Origin of the sequence: Streptomyces sp. NPDC006711, assembly GCF_042869775.1 — a bacterium.
Lineage (GTDB): Bacteria > Actinomycetota > Actinomycetes > Streptomycetales > Streptomycetaceae > Streptomyces.
In genome coordinates this window covers 1-1,296 of the sequence record NZ_JBIAGO010000045.1, presented here as the reverse complement: position 1 = coordinate 1,296, position 1,296 = coordinate 1, and the positions used below count along the sequence as shown (strand labels likewise).

2 protein-coding genes are annotated in these 1,296 nt (G+C 65.7%); both read left to right on the top strand.

Annotated features, from left to right (window positions below):
• Positions 1 to 2 precede the first annotated feature (2 nt).
• Positions 3 to 155 (top strand): phosphopantetheine-binding protein, encoded by a 153-nt coding sequence (locus tag ACFYM2_RS34745; RefSeq protein ID WP_388841891.1) that lies wholly within the window; start codon positions 3 to 5, stop codon positions 153 to 155.
• Between the two features lie 50 nt (positions 156 to 205).
• A partial coding sequence (locus ACFYM2_RS34740) for a condensation domain-containing protein (RefSeq protein ID WP_388841888.1) occupies positions 206 to 1,296 on the top strand: 1,091 nt, incomplete at its 3' end.

Sequence of the window (1,296 nt, the reverse complement as noted above, 5' to 3'; positions counted from 1 at the left end):
TGGTGACCCGGCTCACCAGTCGCATCCGCACCGCACTGGACGCCGAGCTCTCCATCCGCGCCGTCTTCGAAGCACCAACCGTCGCCGCACTCGCCGAGCGGATCGGCACGGCCCGCCGGGCCCGGCCTTCGCTCCGTTCCATGCGCAGTTCTTGAATTTCTCCTGCCCCGCGCCGCTCGCTTTCAGTTTCTAGAGGAGCTCTGCCATGTACCCGTTGTCGTTCGCACAGCGGCGGTTGTGGTTCGCCTTCCAGGTGGAGGGCCCCAGTCCGACGTACAACATTCCGATCGCTCTGCGTCTGTCCGGCGAGCTGGACCATGTCGCTCTGGAGGCGGCGCTGGCCGATGTGGTGGGGCGGCATGAGGTGCTGCGTACGCGGTTCGTGGAGGAGTCGGGTGAGCCGTTCCAGGTGGTGGTGGACGGTGAACAGGCGCACCCTGTGGTCGAGTTGGTTGAGGTGGGGGAGCCGGGCCGGTTGGAGTCGGCGTTGGCGGAGGCGGCGGCGTTCGGGTTCGATCTGGCTGGTGGGGTTCCGCTGCGGTTCACTCTCTTCCGGGTGTCCGAGCGTGAGCACGTCCTGTTGATTCTGCTGCACCACATTGCCGGTGACGGCTGGTCGATGGGCCCGCTGTCGCGGGATCTGTCCGCTGCTTACACGGCTCGTGTGGGTGGGCTGGCGCCTGCCTGGGAAGCGTTGCCGGTGCAGTACGCCGACTATGCGCTGTGGCAGCGTGACGTGCTGGGCGAGGAGAACGACCCCGACAGCCTGATTTCGGAACAGCTGGCTTTCTGGCAGAAGGAGTTGGCGAGTTCTCCGGAGTTGCTGGAGCTTCCGCTGGATCGTCCCCGGCCTGCCGTCGCGAGCCACCGTGGCGCGGTCGCCCGATTTGAGCTCGATTCTGAACTCCACGCGCGGATCGTGGAGTTGGCGCGTGCGTGTGATGCCACCGTGTTCATGGTGTTGCACGCCGGGCTTGCGGCGCTGTTGTCACGGTTGGGTGCGGGTACGGATATTCCGATCGGCACCGCGGTGGCGGGGCGTTCGGATGAGGCGTTGGACGATCTGGTCGGGTTCTTCATCAACACCCTGGTGCTGCGCACGGACGTGTCCGGTGACCCGACCTTCCGCGAACTGCTCTCCCGGGTCCGGGAGACCGACCTGGACGCCTACGCCCATCAGGACATCCCCTTCGAGCGAATCGTTGAGGCCGTCAACCCGGCGCGGTCGTTGTCTCATGGTCCGTTGTTCCAGACGATGTTGTCGTTGCAGAGCGCCGATGAGGGCGGGTTTGTGAT